Annotated in this window: 3 protein-coding genes; all 3 read left to right on the top strand. The window is 61.3% G+C overall.

Annotated features, from left to right (window positions below; all coding sequences use genetic code 11):
• Positions 1-573 precede the first annotated feature (573 nt).
• The 3 genes from speA (at position 574) to C1Y42_RS13160 (ending at position 17138) form a co-directional block, all read left to right on the top strand.
• Positions 574-2553, top strand: coding sequence for a biosynthetic arginine decarboxylase (speA, locus tag C1Y42_RS13170; protein ID WP_071813582.1), 1980 nt, complete (start codon positions 574-576; stop codon positions 2551-2553).
• Positions 2554-3258: 705 nt separating this feature from the next.
• Positions 3259-3954: an EAL domain-containing protein gene (locus tag C1Y42_RS13165; RefSeq protein ID WP_058776232.1), complete on the top strand. Its 696-nt coding sequence runs from the start codon at positions 3259-3261 to the stop codon at positions 3952-3954.
• Between the two features lie 200 nt (positions 3955-4154).
• Positions 4155-17138 (top strand): Ig-like domain-containing protein, encoded by a 12984-nt coding sequence (locus C1Y42_RS13160; RefSeq protein ID WP_104093878.1) that lies wholly within the window; start codon positions 4155-4157, stop codon positions 17136-17138.
• Positions 17139-17146 lie beyond the last annotated feature (8 nt).

Genomic DNA, 17146 nt, shown 5'->3' with positions numbered 1-17146 from the left:
CGCTACAGATCAACTGGAATATTTTCCTGACACCCGCCGCAGCGCGCCGACAAAGATTTTGCATTTTGCCGCGTCAGACTGTATAAAACGCCGCAGTTGTCCCATGGATGACGCCCCCGTGCGTCGCGCTGTCAGAGGCTGTTGATCTGATTTTCATCCACTCCGTTTCCGCATGCTGTTAGCAGGCGCTGGAGGTGATAAAAACAATGAACCACATTTTCGCTCTCTTCGGTTCACGGCGCCGTTCTGGCGCGCTGGCACGCCTTTCCATTTCCAGTTCTGCTCTTTTCTCTCGTCGAAGTTTTCTGCGCTGCGGTAATTATCCCGACACGAGCGCCGGCTAAGCTATTCCCCCAGTTTCTCTGCTGTGTTTCACTCGCCTGTGGTGAGGTGATGCGGGACGATTTTGCCCCGTTGTGCACCGCTTCCGGCACGGTGTTTTACACTTAACCTCAGTAAGGCGCACGGTAACCTGCTGAGGCAAGATAAGCAGAATGAGGAAATTTCCATCCGGCGCAGTAGCAGCAAAATCCGGCAACTTTTTCATATTTCAACGGAAAATTGAGGTTCGTGATGTCTGACGACATGAAGAATATCAAGGGTTCGTCAGCTGGCGAACAGGGTGTACTCCGCTCGATGCAGGAGGTGGCGATGAACGATCAGGACGCAAGCAGAATGCTGCGCACCTACAACATTGCCTGGTGGGGAAACAACTATTACGACGTCAACGAACTCGGCCACATCAGCGTCTGTCCGGATCCGGATCAGCCGGAAGTGCGCGTTGACCTGGCGAAGCTGGTTAAAGAGCGCGAGGCCGACGGCCAGCGCCTGCCTGCGCTGTTCTGCTTCCCGCAAATTCTGCAGCACCGTCTGCGTTCGATTAATGCCGCCTTTAAACGCGCGCGTGAATCCTACGGCTATAAGGGCGACTACTTCCTGGTTTACCCGATCAAAGTTAACCAGCATAAGCGCGTGATTGAATCGCTGGTCAACTCCGGCGAGCCGCTGGGGCTGGAGGCGGGTTCCAAAGCTGAGCTGATGGCGGTGCTGGCGCACGCTGGGAAAACCCGCTCGGTGATTGTGTGTAACGGCTATAAAGACCGCGAATATATCCGTCTGGCGCTGATTGGTGAAAAGCTCGGCCATAAAGTCTATCTGGTGATTGAGAAGATGACCGAAGTGCGCCTGGTGCTGGAAGAAGCCGAGCGGCTGAACGTGGTGCCGCGCCTCGGCATTCGCGCCCGTCTGGCATCGCAGGGCTCCGGTAAGTGGCAGTCGAGCGGCGGCGAGAAATCCAAATTTGGTCTGGCGGCATCGCAGGTGCTGCAGCTGGTCGATATCATGCGCAAAGCGGGTCGTCTCGATAGTCTGCAGCTGCTGCATTTCCACCTCGGCTCGCAGATGTCCAATATTCGCGATATCGCCACCGGCGTGCGTGAATCGGCGCGCTTCTATGTTGAGCTGGCGAAGCTGGGCGTCAACATCAAGTGCTTTGACGTCGGCGGCGGGCTTGGGGTTGACTACGAAGGCACACGTTCGCAGTCAGACTGCTCAGTCAACTACGGCCTGAACGAATACGCCAATAACGTGATCTGGGCCATCGGCGACGCCTGTGAAGAGCACGGTCTGGAACATCCGACCGTGATTACGGAATCGGGGCGTGCGGTGACCGCGCACCATACCGTGCTGGTCTCCAACATCATCGGCGTTGAGCGCAATGAATTCAGTACGCCGGTCGCACCGGATGCCGACTCACCGCGCCCGATTCAGAGCCTGTGGGATACCTGGCAGGAGATGCACGAGCCGAGCGTACGCCGTTCGCTGCGCGAATGGCTGCATGACAGCCAGATGGACCTGTTCGACATCCATACCGGCTATTCGTCAGGCACCTACGATCTCGGTCAGCGCGCTTGGGCAGAGCAGCTGTATCTCAGCATCTGCCACTATATTCAGCAGCACCTTGACCCGAGCAACCGCGCCCATCGGCCGATCATTGATGAGCTGCAGGAGCGCATGGCGGACAAGATTTACGTCAACTTCTCGCTGTTCCAGTCGATGCCGGATGCGTGGGGCATCGATCAGCTGTTCCCGGTGCTGCCGCTGGAAGGGCTGAACAAAACTCCGCAGCGTCGCGCGGTACTGCTGGATATCACCTGTGATTCCGATGGCACCATCGATCACTACGTTGACGGCGACGGTATTGCCACCACCATGCCAATGCCGGAGTACGATGTGGATAATCCACCGATGCTGGGCTTCTTTATGGTCGGGGCGTATCAGGAAATCCTCGGCAATATGCACAACCTGTTTGGCGATACCGAAGCGGTTGACGTCTTCGCCTTCCCGGATGGCAGCGTAGAAGTGCAGCTGTCTGATGAAGGGGATACCGTGGCGGATATGCTGCAATACGTGCAGCTCAATCCTAACGATCTGATGACGTTATTCCGCGATCAGGTAAAACAGCAGCAGGATATTGACGAAGAGCTGCGGGCGCAGTTCCTTGAAGAGTTTGAGAGTGGGCTTTACGGCTATACCTATCTCGAAGACGAGTAAATGTATTTCCCGCAACGGGCTCCGGCTGGAGCCCGTTATTATCACCTTCCCTGACAATCCCTCCCGCCATTTATTCAATTCGTGATCGCTATCACTCTGAAATTATCCCGGCCGAAACAGCAAATTCAAACCGTTTATTAACAAAAGCTATCTGCTTAATTCAGCAGCGAAAGCGCATCGGTAGCGAAAAAAACGTTTTTTAAATCTGTGGTTTAGTGTTGCACCTGCCCGCAAATGACCAATCTTTCTTTTATGAGTTTCTGGCTATCTATAATAAAAATTTAAGCATAAGGCGTTAGGTGAGCGATGTGCAGGCTATCGTTTTTTTGACGCTTTCTGGAATCCCACTTTAAACAGTGCAATATCTCATCTTAAGGGCAAAGCCAGAATTTATACCAATGACGTATAATTTATTACTTATTAATCAATTGAGTATGGATTTTATTTTTTGTCAGGGCCGATAAGCAAAATCTGAAATCTAAGAATTATCTGATCTTTATGTGAAACATGCAGTGAAAATGAAGCTTTATTGATTGGTTTAAACGATTAAAGTTCACGCTGTTGTTCACTGAAATCTATTTTTCAAAATGTAAGTTGTAAGTTAACCTTCAGTTAAGGTGTTAAGTTTTATCGATGTTTCCCTTACGAATCACATGAGAAAAGCTGACGGTTTAACGCGCTATCAGCCAGTGTAAGGATCGTAAAATGCGCTGCAAATCCGACTACATTCTGATGCTGGAGCCGGTTCACGCTATTTCCGGTGAAGTGGTGGCATGGGAATTGTTGACGCGTTTCGCAGATGATGCAGATACCAATAATAAGCGTAACCCTGACAGGGATGCAGGGTTCTTCAGTCGGCTTTCTGCTGACGAAAAATGGCAGTTATTCCTCCACCAGGTCGAAAAACTTATTCAGCTTTACCATGCGGGGTTTGAGCAGGTCATCAGCGTTAATGTAGACAGAGATATTGTTTCAGGCATTTTTAAAGATGCTGAAATACAAAGAAAACTGGCCGCGCTGACGCGATTACGGCTGGAAATCTCTGCCTTCTTCACCGCACGCTTTAATAGCGCCGACCTGCTGATCCTGAAAGGCGTAGCCAAAATCACGCCGGCCCCGTTATGGCTCGATGACTTTGGTCCGGGTTATTCCAACCTGACCATGCTCGATAGCGGAATATTCGACATCGTCAAGATTGATAAAAAATTTTTTTGGCAATTTGGCGAAGATCGCACTTTCGACATTCTGCTCGACCACCTCAATCAATTATGTCGCGGCGTGATTATTGAGGGCGTTGAACATCAACGTCAGGTTGATTTGCTGTCGCAAAAATCAATTTACGGCATGCAAGGCTACCACTGGAAGAGCGTCTATCTCACTGATTTGTTGGCGCAAGTCTGAAAAGAGTTCGGCAGAGCTGTTTTTCGCACGGGCGGCAAATAACGACTCAGCGCGTTTTCACTGTGCCTCTGGCAGATGAAACCGGCCTGGAGAGGATGTGAGTAATTCATTGAATTATTCGCGAAGAATACCGGTGTCTGGCGATACCGGGCGTTTTTATGGATGCCATTAAGCTTATAACTGCGCGGGATATCGATAAAATGAACAATATCTCTGTAACGCCCAAGGGCGGAACGATTGCTACTGAAGTGAGCGGTAATCAGGTTAATTTAACTGCTCCCAGTGTGGTTAAGCTCAACCTTAATCAGGCTGATATTAAGTCTTTCACACGCAATGGTAGTGATTTAGTGGTCACCACTAAATCCGGTGAAGTCGTTGTTATTCATAAATTCTACGATGCTAACGGCGACAGCGATCTGGTGCTGCAGGACGACAAAGGCGCGCTGTGGTGGGTGGAAGATCCCGGCACAGAAGGCTTCCAGTTTGTGTCTATCGACAGCACGGAAGGGCTGTTAGCGGAAAACGTCACGGGTGACGGAACACTGACCGCCTTTGGTATCGCCGGCGCCGCACTGGCCGGTATCGGTGCGCTGATCGCCGGTAACAACGGCGGTGGCGGCGGCGGTGGTGGGGATAACGGCGGCGGCGACAATGGCGGCGGCGGTGATACCACGGCACCGGCGGCAGTCAGCGATCTGCTGATCACGGATAACGCGGGCAGCGTGCAGGGCGCTATCACGGGCGGCACCAGCACCGATGACAACACGCCTACGCTGAGCGGCACGGCCGAAGCGGGGACCATTGTCAGTATTTACGACGGCACCACGCTGCTGGGAACGGTCACCGTCGGTGCCGATGGCCGCTGGAGCTTCACGACACCCGCCCTGGGTGAAGGACAGCACAGCCTGACGGTTACCGTCACCGATGCTGCCGGCAACACCAGTCCGGCCACCAGCCCGGTTGATTTCACCGTCGATACGCAGCCACCGGCAGTGGCCACGGACGTGTCCCTGACCAACAACAACGGCGGCAGCACCACGCCGGTACCAAACGGATCGAGCAGCGATGATAACACGCCGACCCTGAGCGGCCGTGGTGAAGCGGGCGCTGTCGTCAGCGTTTACGATGGTCAGACGCTGCTCGGCACGGCGCTGGTGGGCGCGAACGGCAACTGGAGTTTTACCACGCCAGCGCTGAGCAATGGCAGCCACAGCCTGACCGTGACGCTGACGGACGCTGCCGGCAATGTCAGCGCTGCGTCCTCTCCGTTTGTGGTGACGATTCAGGCGGGCCTGCCGTCAACCAGCAGTTCGCTGCAAATTACCGACGATAGCGATGCCACGCTGCGCACGCTGAGCGATGGCGCCAGTACCAAAGACAGCACGCCGGTGCTGAGCGGCCTGGCGAGCGCTAACGCCGTCATCACGCTGTACAACGGCACCACGCTGCTGGGCAGTACTATTGCCGACGGCAGCGGTCAGTGGCGCTTCACTCCCGCCACGCTGGCAGATGGTACTTACGCGTTCCGCGCGGTTGCCACCGACGCCGCCGGTAACGTCACCACCTCCGTCACCCTGACGGTCACCATTGATACCGTGGCGCCCGGTGCGGCAGGCGATCTGCTGCTGACCGGCGACAGCAATGGCACGGTGACGCCGGTTGCCGCCGGCGGCAGCAGCAATGACAACACGCTGGTGCTGAGCGGCACGGCAGAGGCCGGCAGCACCGTTACGGTACGCGATGGCAACGTCGTGCTCGGCACGGCTATTGTCGGCAGTAACGGCAGCTGGAGCTTCACCACGCCAGCGCTCAGCGACGGCAATCACAGCCTGACTACCACGGTAACCGACAGCGCCGGCAACACCGGTCCGGCGTCAGCGGCTATCGTGGTCACCGTCGATACCACCGCACCGGCGGCGATCGGCGATCTGCAGGTGATCGACAACGTGGGTGCCAGCCAGGGCCCGCTGACGTCGGGCGCTACCACCGATGACAACACTCCTACCCTGAGCGGCAGCGGCGAAGCCGGTGCGCTGATCAGCATTTACGACGGCAGCACGCTCCTGGGCAATACTCTTGTCGGGGCCAACGGCAGCTGGAGCTTTACCACGCCAGCGCTCAGCAACGGCAGCCACAGCCTGACCGTTACGCAAACCGATGCGGCGGGCAACGTCAGCAGCGCGACCGCGGAATTTGTGGTCAATGTGGACGCTGCGCTGCCACCCGCCAGCGCCAGCATTGAGCTGGTGGGCGACAGCGGCAATACCCTCGTCTCACTGCAAAACGGCGCCGTCACCAATGACGACAGCCCGACCCTCGCCGGCCTGACCCGGGCGGGCAGCCTCGTCCGCATCTTTGACGGCGGCGATCTGCTCGGCAGCACCACCGCCGACGGCAATGGGCAGTGGAGCTTTGCCCTGAGCAACCTGAGTGAGGGCGGCCACGCGTTCAGCGCCACCATTACCGACGTTGACGGCAATGTGATTGACACCGTCACCCTGAACATTACGGTTGATACCACGCCACCGGCGGCAGCCAGCGATCTGGCACTGCTGAACGATGCCGGCAGTACCGCACAGCCGGTGACGGGCGGCAGCGCGATCAACGATGCGACACCGCTGCTGAGCGGCACGGCGGAAGCCGGCAGTATTGTCACGATTCGCGACGGCAACACCGTTCTCGGCAGCGTCAGCGTGGGCAGTAACGGCAGCTGGAGCTTCACCACGCCAGCGCTGGGCGAGGGCAATCACAGCCTGAGCACCACGGTGTCCGATGCCGCCGGCAACGTCAGCCCGGCATCAACGCCGATCGCCTTTAGCGTTGACACCACCGCGCCTGCTGCCGTCAGCGGCCTGCAGGTGACGGATAACGCGGGCAGCGCCACCGGTGCGCTGGCTTCCGGCCAGACCACCGACGATCGCACACCAACCCTGAGCGGTTCGGCAGAAGCGGGCGCGGTGGTGCGTATCTATGACGGCACCACGCTGCTCGGTAGCGTTACCGCCGCCAGCAACGGTAGCTGGAGCTTTACGCCAGATGCGCTCACCAACGGGCAGCACAGCCTGACCACCACAGTGACTGACGCGGCCGGCAATGTCAGCCCGGCATCGCCGGTGTTCACGGTCAACATTGAGGCGGGCGTGCCGGCCACCAGCAGCCTGCTGATTGTCACCGATGATAACGGCAGCACGCTGGTCGAACTGGCCAATAACGACAGCACCACCGACAGCACGCCGATTCTCAGCGGCCAGGCCGGGGCGGGCGATCTCGTCACCCTGTACAACGGCAGCACGGTTTTGGGCAGCGTTGTCGCGGGCAGCAACGGACAGTGGAGCTTCACGCCAGCAGCGCTGGCCGACGGCACCTACGCATTCCGCGCCAGCGCCGATAACGGCAGCGGCACGGTGACGGATTCGCCGGTAATCACCATCACCATCGACACCGTCGCGCCCGCAGCACCGACTGGCATCCAGCTGACCAACGGTGACGGCGATCCGCTGGGCACAGGCAGCACTAACGTCTCTGCGCCAACCCTGAGCGGCAGCGGCGAAGCTGGCGGTGTGGTCATTATCTCCGATGGCGGTACGGTGATTGGCAGCACCACGGTGGGCAACGATGGCAACTGGAGCTTCACCACGCCGCCCCTCAGCGATGGCAGCCATAGCCTGACCAGCACCGTGACCGATGCGGCCGGCAATACTGGCCCGGCGTCAACACCGGTAACCGTCACCGTCGATACGCAGGCACCAGCGGCGGCAGGCAATCTGCAGCTCAGCAATGGCGACGGCACACCGGTTGCCGCGGGCGGCAGCACCAATGACACCACGCCAACCCTAAGCGGTACCGCTGAACCTGGCAGCACGGTGACCGTCAGCGACGGCGATACGGTGCTGGGCACGGCGACGGCAGGCAGCGACGGCAGCTGGAGCTTCACCCCGACCGCTCCGCTGAGCGAAGGGCAGCATAACCTGACGTCCACCGTTACCGACACGGCGGGCAATACCGGGCCGGGCAGTACGGCGGTGATTGTCATCGTCGATACCAGCGCCCCTGCTGTGGCCAGCGAGCTGCTGCTCAGCAACGACCAGAGCGGTACACCGGTGCCGGTCAGCAATGGCCTCACCAATGACACCACGCCGGTGCTCAGTGGCCGCGCGGAACCGGGCAGCACCGTGACCATTTCCGATGGCGATACGGTACTGGGCACCGCCACCGTCGGCAACGACGGCAGCTGGAGCTTCACCGCACCGGTGCTGGCAGCGGGCGACCATAGCCTGACGGCGACGGTGACCGATACCGCTGGCAATACCAGCGAACCCTCGGCCGCCCTCAGCTTTACCATTGATACCACCACGCCAGCCGCGCCGGGCAATGTGCAGCTCAGTGATGATCAGAGCGGCACGCCGGTGCTGATCACCAGCGGTGCCACTAACGACACCACGCCGGTCCTGAGCGGCAGCGGCACCGCCGGCAGCACCATCACCGTCTCGGATGGCAATACCGTGCTGGGCACCACCACGGTTAACGACGACGGCAGCTGGAGCTTCACGCCAGCCACCGCGCTGGGCGAGGGGCAGCACAGCCTGACGGCGACCGAAACCAGTCCGGCTGGCAATACCAGCGCACCTTCTGCTCCGCTGGAGGTGAACATCGATCTCACCGATCCGGCGCCCGCCGCAGACTTGCTGCTGGTTAACGATCAGGGCGCAACGCCGCTGCCGATCGCGGCGGATGGCGTCACTAATGACACCACGCCGCTGTTCAGCGGCAGCGCGGAGCCGGGCAGCCTCGTCGCGATTTACGACAATGGCAGCGTGATTGGCTCGGCGCAGGCCGATGCAAACGGCAACTGGAGCTTCACGCCGGATCCGGCACTGGAGGCGGGCACGCATAGCCTGACCACCATTGTCACCGACACGGCGGGCAACAGCGGGCCGGCGTCTGATGCGTTTGATTTCACTATCGATCTCACCGCACCGTCTGCCGCCGCTGATGTCGTGCTGAACAACGATAACGGCGAGACGCTGCAGCCGATTAACAGCGGCACCGCGACCAACGACACCACGCCGCAGCTGAGCGGCACCGCCGACGCCGGCAGCACCGTCACCATCCTTGATGGCAATACGGTGCTGGGCAGCGTACTGGTGGGTGAAGGTGGGACATGGACCTTCGCGGTACCGGCGCTGAGCCAGGGCGAACATAGCCTGACCACCACGGTAACCAGCGCGGCGGGCAACGTTAGCGCACCGTCCGCGGCGATTGATTTTACCGTGGATACCACGGCACCGGCCGAGCCGACCGGCCTGCTGCTGGTGAACGATGAGGTTGATCCGGCCGTACCGGTGGCCTCTGGCGGGGCGACCAACGACACCACACCAGTGTTGAGCGGTAGCGCCGAGCCTGACAGCGTGGTGATCGTGCGCGACAACGGCGTGATCATCGGCTCGGCTACCGCCGGCAATGACGGCAGCTGGCGCTTCACGCCAGATACCGCCCTGGAAGCGGGCAGTCACAGCCTGACGGCCAGCGTCACCGATCCGGCAGGCAACGTCGGGCCGGAGTCCGCGCCGTACACCTTCACCGTTGATCTCACGCCACCGGCAGCGCCAGTGGACGTGGTGCTGAGCAATAACGATGGCAGCACGCTGGTGGCGATTGCCGCCAATGGCGCGACCAACGACACCACGCCGCAGCTCTCCGGCAGCGCCACGGCCGGCAGTATCATCACTGTCTACGATGGCGACAGCACAACGCCGATCGGTTCTGTGACCGTGGGCGCCGATGGCAGCTGGCAGTTTGTTACCGGTACGCTGGACGAGGGCGATCACAGCCTGACGGTAACGGTGACTGATGCGGCGGGTAACGTCAGCGATCCTTCCGCGCCGATTAGCTTTACCGTGGATACCACGGCGCCGGACGCGGTCGTCGATCTGCTGCTGGTGAACAACAATGTCGATCCGGCCACGCCGATCGCCTCAGGCAGCAACACCAATGACAGCACGCCGCTGCTCAGCGGAACGGCGGAGCCGAACAGCACCATCATCGTCTATGACGGACAGACGCCGATCGGCACGGCGACGGCAGATAACGACGGCGCATGGACCTTCTCACCTGAACTGACCGATGGCTCGCACAGCCTCAGCGTGACGGTCACCGACGTCGCCGGCAATGTCAGCGCACCGAGCGCCAGCGTGGCGATCACCGTCGATACCGTCGCACCGTCGGCGGTCACCCAGTTGAGCGTCGCCAGCGACAATGGCAACGGCGATCCGGTCACCATCCCGAACGGCGGCTTAACCAGTGACAACACGCCGGTGCTGAGCGGCAGCGGCGATCCGGGCAGCCTGATTGTGATTACCTCGCAGAACGGTCCGGTGGGCAGCGTCACCGTGGGCAGCAGCGGCAGCTGGAGCTTCACACCAGCCAGCGCGCTGAGTGACGGCAGCTACACCTTGACCGTTGTGGCGCGCGACGCGGCGGGCAACGTCAGCGCGCCGGTCACGGCACAGCTGGTGATTGACGCCACCGCCCCGGATCAGGTGACGGAAATCAGTCTCTCCAATGACAACGGCAGTGCGCTGGTGGATATTCCGTCGGGGTCGACCACCAGCGATACCACGCCGCTGCTGGCGGGCGTTGCTGAGCCGGGCAGCACGGTGAACATTCTGGATAATGGCGCGCCGATTGGTACGGCGATTGCGGGCAGTGACGGCGCGTGGAGTTTCAACGTGCCAACCCTCACCAACGCGGCGCACAGCCTGACGGTGACGGTCACCGATGCGGCCGGTAACACCGGACCGGCGTCGACACCAATTACCTTTACCGTGGATAACCAGGCTCCGGCCCAGGCCACGCTGGAAGTGAATAACGACAACGGTACCGATCTGGTACTGGTGCCCGATGGCACCTTTACCAATGACAACACGCCACGCCTGAGCGGTACGGCGGAGGCTGACAGCCTGGTGACCATTTACGATGGCAATGTGGTGCTGGGTTCGACCACCGCCAATGCGGACGGCGAATGGGTGTTCCTGTCGCCCGTGCTCACCGATGGTCAGCACACCCTGACGGCCACGGTGACGGACAGCCTCGGCAACGTCAGTGCGCCGTCTTCCAGCTTCACCGTTCAGGTTGATGCCACGCCGCCGCAGCCGGTCAGCGCCGTGCTGCTGCAGAATGACAACGATCCGGATAACCTTGTCACCATCGCCAACGGTGGCGCCACCAACGACAACACGCCGCTGCTGAGCGGCAGCGGTGAGGCGGGTGGTCTCGTCAACGTGTACAACGGCAACGTGCTGGTGGGATCGGCGACGGTGGACAGCGAAGGCAACTGGAGCCTGAATACGTCGCCGCTGGATAACGGCAACTACACGCTGACGGTCGTCGTCAGTGACAACGCGGGTAACGTCAGCGACCCGGTGAGCATTGGCGTGACGGTTAATACCGTCGGGCCAGATCCGGTGCTGTCGTTTGAGGTCAACGCCAATAACGGTCCGACCGCTCTGCCGCTGGTGGATGGCAGCTTTACCAACGACACCACGCCGGTGCTGAGCGGAACGGCGCAGGCGGGTGCCATCATCAATCTGTTGCAGGACGATACGGTGATTGGCTCGGTGGTCGCCGATGCCAATGGCGTATGGCGCTTTGAAACCAGCGCGCTGCAGGATGGCAGCTACGCCTTCTCGGTGCAGGTGGTGGATGCCGCTGGCAACGTCAGCGAGCCGGCGGGGCCGGTGAATATCACCATCGATACGCTGGTGCCAGAAGCGGTTCCAGACCTGGTGGTCGCCGACAACGTGGGTGGCACGACGGGCCCGCTGGATGACGGCGCGTCGACCGATGACAACACGCCAACCCTGAGCGGCACGGCAGAAGCTGGCAGCACGGTGAGCATTTACGATGGCACCACACTGCTGGGCACTGCGCTGGCCGGATCGGGCGGGGCCTGGAGCTTTACGACCGCGGCGCTCAACAACGGACCTCACAGCTTCACCGTCACCGTCACCGATGCGGCGGGCAACGTCAGCACGGCGACGCCGGCGTTCAGCCTTAACGTGCAGGCCGATCTGCCGCCAGCCACCTCGACGCTGCAAATCACTGACGACACGGGCACGACGCTGGTGACGCTGGCAGACGGCGCGGTAACCCGCGACACCACGCCAACGCTCAGCGGCTCTGCCTTAGCCGATCAAACCATCCGTATCTATAACGGCATTACGGGTGAGGTAATCACCAGCGTTACGGCGGATGCTAACGGCCAGTGGAGCTATACGCCGACGCTGGCTGAAGGCAGCTACGCCTACTACATCACTGCGCAAAACCCTGGCGGTGATGAAGGGACGCCATCGGCTACCCTCGGCTTCACCGTGGATACCACCGCGCCGGCGGTGGCCGCTGATGTGGTGATCAGCAACGATCGCAGCGGCACGGCGGTGCCGATCAGCGACGGCAGCGTCATCAATGACAACACGCCGGTACTCAGCGGCAGCGCCGATGCGGGCAGCCTGGTCACGGTGTACGATGGCAACACCGCTATCGCGTCGGTGGTGGTGGGCGCAGGGGGAAGCTGGACGCTGACCACGCCTGCATTGAGCGAAGGGGCGCACGCGCTGAGCGTGGGCGTCAGCGATGCGGCGGGGAATAGCAGTGCTCTCACCGCGGCACTTAACTTCACTGTGGACAGCATCGCACCGAACGCTTCGACGCTGGTCATCACCAACGATGATACCGCGCAGCCGGTGCTCAACGGCGGCTACAGCAGCGATGCCACGCCAACCCTGAGCGGCGTAGCGGAAGCGGGCAGCACGGTCACCATCCTCAACAATGGTGATGTGCTGACCACGCTGACCGTGCCGTCCGGTGGCAACTGGAGCTACACGCCAGCGACAGCGCTGAGTGAAGGATCGCACACCCTGAGCGTTTCGGTGACCGATGCGGCGGGCAACGTCAGCACCAGCACCAGCGCGACGGTGATCGTTGATACCCTGGCGCCGGACGATCTGACGCTGACGGCCAGCAACAACAACGGCAGCACGCCGGTGACGATTGCTGACGGCGGTACCACTAATGACAACACGCCACTGTTACGCGGTGTGGCAGAAGCGGGCAGCGTGGTGACGATTCGCCTCGATGGCGATGTGGTGGCCTCGCTGACGGTCGGCAGCAGCGGTAACTGGAGTTACACCTCTGCGGCACTGAGCGACGGCAGCCATACCTTCAGCGTCACGGAAACGGACGCGGCGGGTAACACCGGCGAGGCGCTCAGCGTGACGCTGATCGTTGATGCGACGCCACCGCTGGTGGCCACCAACCTGACCATCACTAACGATGTTACCGGCGTCAGCATACCGGCTGGCGGCGCGACTAACGACACCACGCCAACGCTGAGCGGCAGCGCCGAGGCCAACGCCACGGTTAGCGTTTATGACGGCAACACGCTGCTCGGCACGGCGCTCGTGAACGGCAGCGGCGCATGGAGCTTTGTCTCGCCGACGCTGGGTAACGGCGCGCATGCGCTGAGCGTGGTGGTCACCGATGCGGCGGGCAATACCGGCCCGCGCACCACGCCGGTGACTATCACCGTCGATACGGTTGCGCCGGGCGCGGCCACGCTGGTGGTCACCAACGACGTCAGCGGCAGCGTCATCCCGAATGGCGGCGTCACCAGCGATACCACGCCGGTGCTGAGCGGCCGGGCGGAGGCGGGCAGCATCGTCACCGTACTGGATGGCTCCACGCTGGTCGGTTCCGCGCTGGTGGGCAGTGACGGCAACTGGACGCTGACGCCAGCCGCGGCGCTGAGCGAAACGCTTCATACGCTCAACGTCACGGTCACCGATGCGGCCGGTAACGTCAGTGCCACCACCAGCGCCACGCTGGTGATCGACACCACGCCGCCGGTGGCTATCACCGGGCTGGCAGCGGTGAACAACAACGGCAGCACGCCGGTGGCGATTGCGGCAGGGGGCGTCACCAATGACAGCACGCCACGCCTGAGCGGCACGGCGGAAGCCAACAGCATTGTGACCATCCGCGATGGTGATACGGTGCTGGGTTCGGTAACCGCCGCCAGCAACGGCAGCTGGAGCTTCGTCACCGGTACCTTGTCTGACGGTTTACACTCCTTCAGCGTGACGGCCACCGATGCGGCTGGCAATACCGGTCCCGCAGCGTCCCTTGCGCTGACCGTCGACACCGCGCCGCCGCTGGCGGCAACCGGACTGACGCTGACCAACGACGTCACCGGTGTGGCTATCGTTAATAACGGGGTCACCAACGACAGCACGCCGACGCTGCAGGGCACGGCGGAAGCGAACGCAATTGTCACGGTTTACGATGGCAACACGCTGCTCGGAACGGTGCAGGCTAACGCCAGCGGCAGCTGGAGCTTCGTCTCGCCGACGCTGAGCAATGCCGCCCATGCGCTGAGCGTGACGGTGACCGACAGCGCGGGCAACGTCAGTCCCCGTTCCGAGGTGATTAACCTCACCGTGGATACGGTGGCACCAGCGAACACCAGTCTCACCATTATTAATGATGCGACCGGTGCCACCATCGTCAACGGCGGCGCGACCAACGACACCACGCCAACGCTGCGCGGCAGCGTCAGCGCGGCGGAGGCCGGGGCACGCGTCACCATTCTGGACAACGGTCTGGCACTGGGCACGGCGATTGTGCAGGCGGACGGCAGCTGGAGCTTCACGCCACTGGCGGCGCTGAGCGCCGGTCCGCATCCGATCACGGTGACGGTAACGGATGCCGCAGGTAACGTCAGCGGCACCACCGCGGCCACGGTGATCATCGATACCACGGCACCGGCGGCCATCACCAATCTGCTGGCGCTCAACAACAACGGCAGCACGGCGGTGACCATTCCGAATAATGGCGTCACCAACGACAGCACGCCGCTGTTGAGCGGCAACGGTGAGGCGGGCGCGCGCATCACGGTGTACGACGGCACCACATTGCTGGGCACCACCACGGTGGGCAGCAACGGCAGCTGGAGCTTCGTGGTGGGCAACGCGCTGAGCAACGGCAGCCACACGCTGAACGTGACGCAGACCGACCCGGCGGGCAACGTCAGCCCGCAGGTGTCGACCACGCTGATCGTCGATACCGTGGTGCCGGTCGCCAGTACGCTGACCATCATTGATGACATCAGCGGTACGCCGGTGACGCTGGCGAACGGTGCCTTTACGCGCGATACCACGCCAACGCTGCGCGGCACCACCGAAGCAGGTGCCGTGGTCACCATCTACGACGGTGCCAGCGCCATTGGTTCTGTGACCGCGGGGAGTGATGGCAGCTGGAGCTTCACCACCGCCACGCTGGCGAACGGCGCGCACACGCTGAGCACCACGGTGACCGATGCGGCGGGTAACGTCAGCACCGGCAACATCACGGCGACGGTAAATGTGGATACCCTGCCTCCGGCGGCGGTAAGCGGACTGGCGATCAACAGCGCCGGTACCCTTGTCACCGGTAGCGGTGAAGTGGGGGCCACGGTGACGGTGCGCGATGCCAGCGGCAACGCGCTCGGCACCACCACGGTCGGCAGCGGCGGCAACTGGTCGGTGACGCTCACCACCGCGCAGATTACCGGTGCGCCGCTCTCGGTGATCCAGACGGATCGCGCCGGTAACGTCTCGCCGGGAGCCTCGCTGACCGGTGCGATTCGCATCGTGGCGACCAACGACAGCAACGAGGTGGATTACACCAGCACGCAGGCAACGGTGAATAACGGTACGGTCAACTCGTCGCACACCGCGTTGCTGACCGTGGGGCTGGGTACGGTGCTCAATGCCAGCGTACTGAACAACGGTAATGCTTACCTGTTCAGCGTGGGTAACGATGACAGCCGTACCGTGACGCTCAACGGTTCGGTGACCAGTCTCGGCGTGGCCGCCAACTATTCGTTAAACCTGTACGAACAGCAGGCGAACGGCTCGTGGCAGTTGATCAGTATCAAGACCAACTACATCAGCGCGCTGCTGACGATCGGTACGCTGAAAGGGGCAAACGTCACCTACACCGGACTGGGGACCGGCAACTATGCGGTGGTGGTCGCAGCCACCACCAACATTAGCGTGTTGCCAACCACCACGGTAAGTACGGTGTCGGATTTCACCACGCTGGCGGTCACCACCGCCGCGACGGTCACCGGTAACCTGCTGACCAACGACACCAGCTCGATCGCCGGGACGATTCCGTCCGGCACGGCGGTGGCGTCGGTGGGCAGCAGCGCGGTGGCGTCCAGCGGCAATACGGTGATCAACACCACCTACGGTACGCTGACCATTGATGCGAAGGGTAACTACACCTACACGCTGAAGGCCGGGCTGGATATCGATACCCTGCCATCCGCAGACACCTTCACCTACTCGGTGCGGGATGCCAGCGGTGCAGTGACCTCGGCGACGCTGACGGTGACGCTGCATAACGGTGCGGCCACCGCGCTGTTCGCCACCACCAGTCTGGCGGCGGAAACCACCACCAGCAGCGAGCATGATGCCAGCGGCAGCATCTGGGGAGACAGCAACGTCAGCCACAGCGGCACGCTGAGCATCCTCAATGAGCACGGCGATCTCACCACCGTGAGCAGCGTGGGCAGCACGGCGGTGGCCGGGGACTTTGGTGTGCTGACCATCGCCGCCAACGGTAGCTATACCTATACCCTGAACGCGGATGTGAATATCCAGAACATCACGCATAAGGAGGTGTTTACCTACACCCTGGCGTCGTCCGACGGCACCATCACCAGCAACACCTTTACCATTGAGCTTCACCCGACCATTACGGGCAGCGCCGCGGCTGACAGCCTCACCAGCAGCGCCTACGACGACACCATTACCAGCGGTGCCGGCGCAGATACGCTGGTTTACCACCTGCTGAGCAGCGCAGATGCCACCGGCGGCAACGGTCACGACACCTGGACCGACTTCAGCGTCGCGCAGGGTGACAAGATCGACGTCAGCAGTCTGCTGATCGGCTGGAATGATTCCACCAGTAATATCAATGACTTTGTGAAAGTGGATCATACCGCGGACGGCAATACGGTGTTGTCGATTGACCGTGACGGCAGTGGCACGGGGTACAGCAGTACGCAGCTGATTACCCTGGAAGGCGTAAACGTCTCACTGGAGGAGTTGCTGCAGCAACCGCATCAAAACCACACGGCTTAGTGGGTGTA

The organism is Pantoea sp. ICBG 985 (genome assembly GCF_002928365.1).
GTDB lineage: Bacteria > Pseudomonadota > Gammaproteobacteria > Enterobacterales > Enterobacteriaceae > Pantoea > Pantoea dispersa.
The sequence above is the reverse complement of the archived record's forward strand: the minus strand, read 5'-3'. Positions and strand labels throughout refer to the sequence as shown.